The sequence below is a fragment of the Kytococcus sp. HMSC28H12 genome (assembly GCF_001816045.1).
Taxonomy (GTDB): Bacteria; Actinomycetota; Actinomycetes; order Actinomycetales; family Dermatophilaceae; genus Kytococcus; species Kytococcus schroeteri.
Genome location: NZ_KV824312.1, coordinates 1 through 6,989, shown reverse-complemented (window position 1 = coordinate 6,989; position 6,989 = coordinate 1). Strand labels below are relative to the sequence as shown.

The following is a 6,989-nucleotide window of genomic DNA, read 5'->3' as shown; positions in this document are numbered from 1 at the left end:
CGGACCCGACGCAAAACGGCCACACCGAGCCGGCCCCACCCCCGCGAGACATCGGGCGGGGCACCGGGGCTCAGCCCAGCAGGTCCCTCACCTCGGCGGTCATCGCCCGCCCCAGCTCCGCGGCCCTGATCGGCCCGCCGCCCGACAGCCGAGCCCCGGCGCGCGCGTGCAGGGCGGCCCCGAGCACGGCAGCGTCCACCGCTGCGAGCCCAGCCGCCAGGAGGGCACCGAGCACGCCGGCGAGGACGTCCCCCGTTCCCGCCGTGGCCAGCCAGGACGTCCCCTCCCGCACGGTCACCGGGACGCACCCCCGCCGACGCTCGGCCACAGACGGCACCACCACGGACACCGCGCCCTTGACCAGCACCGTCGCATCCCAGCGGCGGGAGGCCTCGGAGCCCGCGCCCTCGGGATCGGCCTCCACCTCCTCGCGGCGCCAGCCGAGCATTGCCGCCAGCTCCCCCGCGTGCGGCGTCAGCAGGGTGACCGCGTCCGCCGGGCGGACAGCCACGCAGTGGAGGGCTCCCGCATCGAGGACGGCGGGCTCGGGACGTCGGGCGAGCTGGGCCAGACCCCGCTGCCGGTCGGTGTCCTCCTCCGGGCACCCCGGCCCGAGCACCCAGGCCTGCACGCGGCCCTCCCCCGGCACCACCTCGGGACACGAGGCGAGCACCAGGTCCTGTGCGCGACGCGGCCCCAGGTAACGCACCATGCCCGTGCCCGCTCCCAGCGCCCCGGTGCAGCAGAGCACCGCTGCCCCGGGGTAGGTGTCCGACCCGGCCGCGACACCGAGCGCCCCGCGGGTGTACTTGTGCGCAGTGCGTCCGGGCACCGGGTACGCGGCGGCGAGGTCGTCGTGCTGCCAGGACTCCAGCACGTGCTCCGCCGAGGGGGTCCCCGTGCCCAGCGCGTCGACGAGGAGCTCCCCGCACGCCGCCGTGGTGGCAGGCGCCAGGTGCACCGGCTTGGGCGCCACGAGCGCGAGGGTGAGGTCGGCTCCGACGTGGTCACCGGGGGTGGGCACCGCGCGACCGAGGGGGTCGAGCCCACTGGGCAGGTCCACGGCCAGGACCAGGGCGCCCCGGGAACGCGCCGCCGCAGCACCCTCGGCGAGGAGGGCAGCCCGGCCACCCAGCCCGGGCCGTCCGCCGAGCCCGACCATGCCGTCGAGCACCACGTCCCCGGCGCCCACACCCTCGAGGGTGTCTGCCCCCACCGGGGCCAGCTCCACCCCCGCCCGGAGCGCGGCACCGACGGCCTCGCGCTGGTCGTCCTCCACGAGGAGGAGGGCGGTGCACGGGACGGGCCGCCCCACCCGCCCGGAGGCGAGACGCTCCAGGGCCCAGAGGGTGTCGGCCCCGTTGTCCCCCGCACCGACCAGGGCGACGACCCGACCGTGCTCCCCCACGCGGTCGGCGACGACCCCGGCCACGGCGTCCGCGGCCCGCTGCATCAGCGCCCCGGAGGTGAACAGGTCCCCCGTGGCCCGCTCGTGCTCCCGCACGGCCTCAGGCTGCCAGGCCCTCAGCACGGCCCCTCCCCCTCGGCGATGACGGTGGCCACGGCCACCCCTGCGTCGTGGGAGAGCGACACGTGCCACCGGGTGACGCCGAGGGCACCAGCCACCCGCGCCGCCTCACCGGAGACCCGCAGGACGGGGCGGCCGTGCTCGCCACGGGCCACCTCGGCCTGGCGGAAGCCCAGCCCGGGCGGCGAGCCGAGCGCCTTGGCCACCGCTTCCTTGGCCGCGAACCGCGCGGCGAGCGACTCCAGCGGCAGGCCCTGCTCGGCCTCGGTGAAGAGGCGCGCGAGCAGCGCCGGCGTGCGGTCCAGCGCCCGGCCGAGCCGCTCCACCTGCACCACGTCGGTGCCCAGACCCACGATCACCGCCCCGCCTCCCAACCGGGAGACGGGGCGGTGACGTGACGCGAGGTCATGCGCACGGGCGCTCGGTCACTCGACGGTGACCGACTTGGCCAGGTTGCGCGGCTGGTCGACGTCCAGGCCCTTGGCCGTGGACAGGTACAGCGAGAACAGCTGCAGCGGGATGATCGCCAGCAGCGGCTGCAGCAGCGGGGTCGAGGCCGGGATGCGGATGACCTCGTCGGCGAAGGGCACGACCTGCTCGTCGCCCTCCTCGGCGATCACCAGGGTGCGGGCACCGCGGGCGCGGATCTCCTGGATGTTGGAGACCACCTTGCCGTGCAGGCCGTGGGGCGCGTCGGTGGGCGGCACCACGATGAACACCGGCTGCCCCGGCTCGATGAGCGCGATGGGGCCGTGCTTGAGCTCGCCGGCGGCGAAGCCCTCGGCGTGGATGTAGGCGAGCTCCTTGAGCTTGAGCGCACCCTCCATGGCGATCGGGTAGCCCACGTTGCGGCCCAGGAAGAGCACCGAGCGGGTGTCGGACATGAACTTCGCGATCTCCTCGATGCGCGAGGTGTCCGACAGCAGGGTCTCGATCTTCTCCGGCACACCGTGCAGGTCCTTGAGCACGCGGCCGGCCTCGTCGGCGTACTCCCCACCCTTGAGCTGGGCGAAGTAGAGACCCAGCACGTAGCAGGCGGTGATCTGCGCGACGAAGGCCTTGGTGGAGGCCACCGCGATCTCCGGACCGGCGTGCGTGTACAGCACGGCGTCGGACTCGCGCGGAATGCTCGAGCCGTGGCTGTTGCAGATGGACAGGGTGCGGGCGCCCAGCTCCTTGGCGTGGCGGACCGCCATCAGGGTGTCCATGGTCTCGCCGGACTGGGAGATGGAGACCACCAGGGTGCTCGGGTCGAGCACCGGGTCGCGGTAGCGGAACTCGTGGGCGAGGTCGACCTCGACCGGGATGCGGGCCCAGTGCTCGATGCCGTACTTGGCCACCATGCCGGCGTAGGCCGAGGTGCCGCACGCGATGATGATGATCTTCTCGACCCCGCGCAGGGCCTCCTCGTCGATCTTCAGCTCGTCGAGGGTGAGGCGCCCGTCGGCGTCGGTGCGGCCCAGCAGGGTGTCGCGCACGGCGTCGCCCTGGTCGTGGATCTCCTTCTCCATGAAGGTCGGGTAGCCACCCTTCTCGGCGGCGGCGGCGTCCCAGGTGACCTCGAACGGCTTGCCCTGCGCCGGGGTGCCGTCGAAGTTGATGACCTCCACCGCATCGGCGGTGATGGTGGCGATCTGGTCCTGGTCCATCTCCATCGCCTGCTTGGTGTGGCTGATGAAGGCAGCGACGTCCGAGCCGAGGTAGTTCTCACCCTCGCCGAGGCCGATGACCAGCGGCGAGTTGCGGCGGGCGCCGACCACGGTGCCCGGGGAGTCGGCGTGCACGGCCAGCAGCGTGAAGGCGCCCTCGAGGCGGTTCACGACGGTGCGCATGGCCTCGGTGAGGTCGCCGGCGTAGACCGTGGCCAGCAGGTGCGCCACGACCTCGGTGTCGGTCTCGGAGGTGAACTCCACGCCGTCGGCCTCGAGCTCCTCGCGCAGCTGGTGGAAGTTCTCGATGATGCCGTTGTGGATGAGGGCGAGCTTGCCGTCCTCGCCACCGCGGTGGGGGTGGGCGTTCTCGTCCGTGGGGCCGCCGTGCGTGGCCCAGCGGGTGTGGCCGATGGCGGTGTTGGTCGCCGGCATCGGGTGCTCCTGGATCTCCGCCTGGAGGTTCACCAGCTTGCCGGCCTTCTTGGCGGTCTCCACGCGGCCCTCACCGACCAGCGCGACACCCGCGGAGTCGTACCCGCGGTACTCGAGGCGGGCCAGGCCCTCCATGACGACGTCGAGAGCGCGCTCGTTCCGGTCACGCCCGACAAAACCAACGATTCCACACATGGCGCTCACACTAACCCCTGCACACGGTCGGCCCGCCACCCCGAGGCCGTGGCGCGGCCCACAGACCCCGGACGCGGCAGGCAGAATGGCGCGCATGTCCCACCCCTCCACCTCCCACTCGCCCTATGTCGAGCTCGACCGTGACGACTGGGCCCGGCTGCGGCAGTCGCACCCCATGAGCCTCACCGCCGAGGACGTGCGCCGCATCGAGGGACTGGGCGACCGGATCAGCGTGGAGGAGGTGGAGCAGGTGTACCTGCCCCTGTGCCGCCTCATCAACCTGTACGTCACCAACTCGCGACGCCTCCGGGAGACGACCAACGAGTTCCTCGGCGAACGCACAGGCCGCACGCCCTTCGTGATCGGCGTGGCCGGCTCGGTGGCGGTCGGCAAGTCGACCACCGCGCGCCTGCTGCACGACCTCATGTCGCGCTGGCCGGAGACCCCCGACGTGCAGCTGGTGACCACCGACGGCTTCCTCTACCCCAACGCCGTGCTGGAGGAGAAGGGGCTCATGTCCCGCAAGGGCTTCCCGGAGAGCTACGACCGGCGCAAGCTGCTGCGCTTCGTCTCCTCGGTGAAGGCCGGCTCCCCCGAGGTCTCGGCGCCGGTCTACTCGCACTTGGTCTACGACATCGTCCCGGACGAGGAGGTCGTGGTGCGCCAGCCGGACGTGCTCATCATCGAGGGGCTCAACGTGCTGCAGCCGCCGGTGCCCCGCCGCGACGGCTCGGCCGGCCTGGCGGTGAGCGACTTCTTCGACTTCTCGGTCTACGTGGACGCCCGGACCGAGGACGTGAAGCAGTGGTACCTGGACCGCTTCCAGAAGCTGCGGACGACGGCGTTCGCCGACCCGGAGTCCTACTTCCACCGCTACGCCCAGATGTCGGCGCACGACGCCGAGGAGTTCGCGCTCTCGGTGTGGGACGCCATCAACGGCCCCAACCTGCAGCAGAACATCGCCCCCACGCGGGGCCGGGCGACGGCGGTGCTGACCAAGGGCGAGGACCACTCCGTGCACCGGGTGCTCCTGCGCAAGGTCTGAGCAGGGGCCCTGCGATGATGGGCCCATGACTGAGTACCGCACTGAACACGACTCCATGGGCGAGATGCAGGTTCCGGCCGACGCGCTGTACGGCGCCTCGACCGCCCGCGCCGTCGAGAACTTCCCGATCTCCGGCCGCCCCGTGCCGGCCGCCGTCATCCACGCCTTCGGCCAGCTGAAGGCCGCCGCCGCCCGGGCGAACGCCGAGCTGGGCAACCTGGACGCCGCCAAGGCCGAGGCGATCGTGGCCGCCGCCGAGTCCGTGGCCCGCGGTGAGCACGACGAGCACTTCCCGGTGGACATCTTCCAGACCGGCTCCGGCACGTCCACCAACATGAACGCCAACGAGGTCATCGCGACGCTGGCCCGCCAGGCCGGCACCGACGTGCACCCCAACGACGACGTGAACATGGGCCAGTCGTCCAACGACACCTTCCCCACCGCCATGCGCGTGGCGATGGTGCAGGGCGTGGCCGAGCGCCTCGAGCCGGCCCTCAAGGGCCTGCAGGAGGCCCTGGAGGCCAAGTCCCGCGAGTTCGCCGACGTGGTGAAGGCCGGGCGCACCCACCTCATGGACGCCGTGCCGGTGACCCTGGGGCAGGAGTTCGGCGGCTACGCCCGCCAGATCGAGCTGGGCCGTGAGCGTCTGGCGCAGGCCGCCGACGCCGTGGCCGAGCTGCCACTGGGCGGCACCGCCGCCGGCACCGGCCTCAACGCGCACCCGGAGTTCGCCGGCAAGGCGATCGCGGACCTCTCCCGTCAGGTGGGCGTGGAGATGCGCGAGGCCGCCGACCACTTCGAGGCGCAGTCCACCCAGGACGCCGTGGTGCACCTCTCGGCCGCCACCCGCCTCGTGGCCGTCTCGCTGACGAAGATCTGCAACGACCTGCGCTGGATGGGCTCCGGCCCCCGCGCCGGCCTGGGCGAGCTGCGTCTGCCGGAGCTGCAGCCGGGCTCCTCGATCATGCCCGGCAAGGTGAACCCGGTGGTGCCCGAGGCCACCCTCATGGTGTGCGCCCGCGTCATGGGCAACGACGCCACCATCGCCTTCGGGGGCACCACCGGCTCCTTCGAGCTCAACGTGATGCTGCCGGTGATGGCCACCGACATGCTCGACTCCATCGACCTGCTCGCCGGCGCCTCCCGTGTGCTGGCCGACCGGTGCGTCTCCGGTCTGGAGGCCAATGTCGAGCACCTGGCCGAGTTCGCCGGTGCGTCCACGGCCATCGTGACCGCGCTCAACGCCAAGATCGGCTACGAGGCCGCCTCCAAGGTGGCCAAGCAGTCGCTGGCGGAGAAGAAGACCGTGCGCCAGGTGGTCATCGACCGCGGCCACGTGGAGAACGGCGACCTCACCGAGGCCGAGTTGGACGAGGCCCTGGACCTGCTGGGCATGGCCACGCCGCACGGCCGCTGAACGGGGTGGGGCCGCCGCGGCGGCCCCACCCCTGTGCGCCCACGCGAAGGGCCCCACCTCCCGCGGGAGCTGGGGCCCTTCGTCAGAGTGCTCCGGGGCTCAGTACCAGTTCAGCTCGACCGAGTGCGCCCAGGCGCCGCAGGGGGTGCCGTAGCGCCCGCTGATGTAGCCCAGCCCCCACTCGATCTGGGTGGCGGGGTTGGTGCGCCAGTCGGGACCGGCCTCGGCCATGAGCTCCGGGTACAGGGACTGCGGGATGCCGTACGCGCCCGAGGTGGGGTTGGTGGCATCGACCTGCCAGTTGCTCTCCTTGGTCCACAGGTTGTCCAGGCACTGGAACTGGGCGGCGTCCCAGCCACGCTCGGCCACCATCGCACGCCCGATGGACCGCGGGTCGCCCGTACGCACCGGCGGCGTCTGGCGACGCTCCTCCTCGCGCTCGCGGCGCTCCTGCTCCTTGCGCTGCTGCTCGCGCTCGAGGCGCTCCTTGCGCTCCGCCTCCTCACGGGCACGCTGACGCTCCTCAGCGCGCTCCTGGGCCGCCTTCTCGCGGGCGATGCGCTCGGCACGCTCCTGAGCGGCCTTGGCAGCAGCAGCCCGCTCGGCCCGCTCCTCTGCGGCCTTCTGCGCAGCGATGCGCTCCGCGCGCTCCTGAGCCGCCTTGCGGGCAGCCACGCGCTCGGCCCGCTCCTCGGCCGCCTTCTGCGCAGCGATGCGCTC

Annotated in this window: 5 protein-coding genes and 1 pseudogene; 2 read left to right on the top strand and 4 right to left on the bottom strand. The window is 72.7% G+C overall.

What is annotated here, in order from left to right; all coding sequences use genetic code 11:
• Positions 1–70: 70 nt before the first annotated feature.
• The 3 genes from HMPREF3099_RS02385 to glmS form a co-directional block, all read right to left on the bottom strand.
• Positions 71–1,504, bottom strand: coding sequence for a bifunctional ADP-dependent NAD(P)H-hydrate dehydratase/NAD(P)H-hydrate epimerase (locus tag HMPREF3099_RS02385; protein WP_141761944.1), 1,434 nt, complete (start codon positions 1,502–1,504; stop codon positions 71–73).
• A gap of 20 nt (positions 1,505–1,524) precedes the next feature.
• Positions 1,525–1,887: a holo-ACP synthase gene (locus tag HMPREF3099_RS02380; RefSeq protein WP_070703600.1), complete on the bottom strand. Its 363-nt coding sequence runs from the start codon at positions 1,885–1,887 to the stop codon at positions 1,525–1,527.
• A gap of 66 nt (positions 1,888–1,953) precedes the next feature.
• Entirely contained in the window at positions 1,954–3,807 is a 1,854-nt protein-coding gene (glmS, locus tag HMPREF3099_RS02375) for a glutamine--fructose-6-phosphate transaminase (isomerizing) (protein WP_070703598.1), read from the bottom strand.
• Positions 3,808–3,901: 94 nt separating this feature from the next.
• Between glmS and coaA the strand changes: the two genes are divergently transcribed.
• Positions 3,902–4,852, top strand: a complete 951-nt coding sequence (coaA, locus tag HMPREF3099_RS02370; RefSeq protein ID WP_070703604.1) for a type I pantothenate kinase — start codon at positions 3,902–3,904, stop codon at positions 4,850–4,852.
• 25 nt (positions 4,853–4,877) lie between these two features.
• Positions 4,878–6,269: a class II fumarate hydratase gene (locus HMPREF3099_RS02365; RefSeq protein WP_070703596.1), complete on the top strand. Its 1,392-nt coding sequence runs from the start codon at positions 4,878–4,880 to the stop codon at positions 6,267–6,269.
• Positions 6,270–6,368: 99 nt separating this feature from the next.
• On the opposite strand, the pseudogene HMPREF3099_RS13230 reads toward HMPREF3099_RS02365, so the two are convergent.
• A pseudogene (locus tag HMPREF3099_RS13230) lies at positions 6,369–6,989 on the bottom strand (lytic transglycosylase domain-containing protein); the annotation flags it as partial.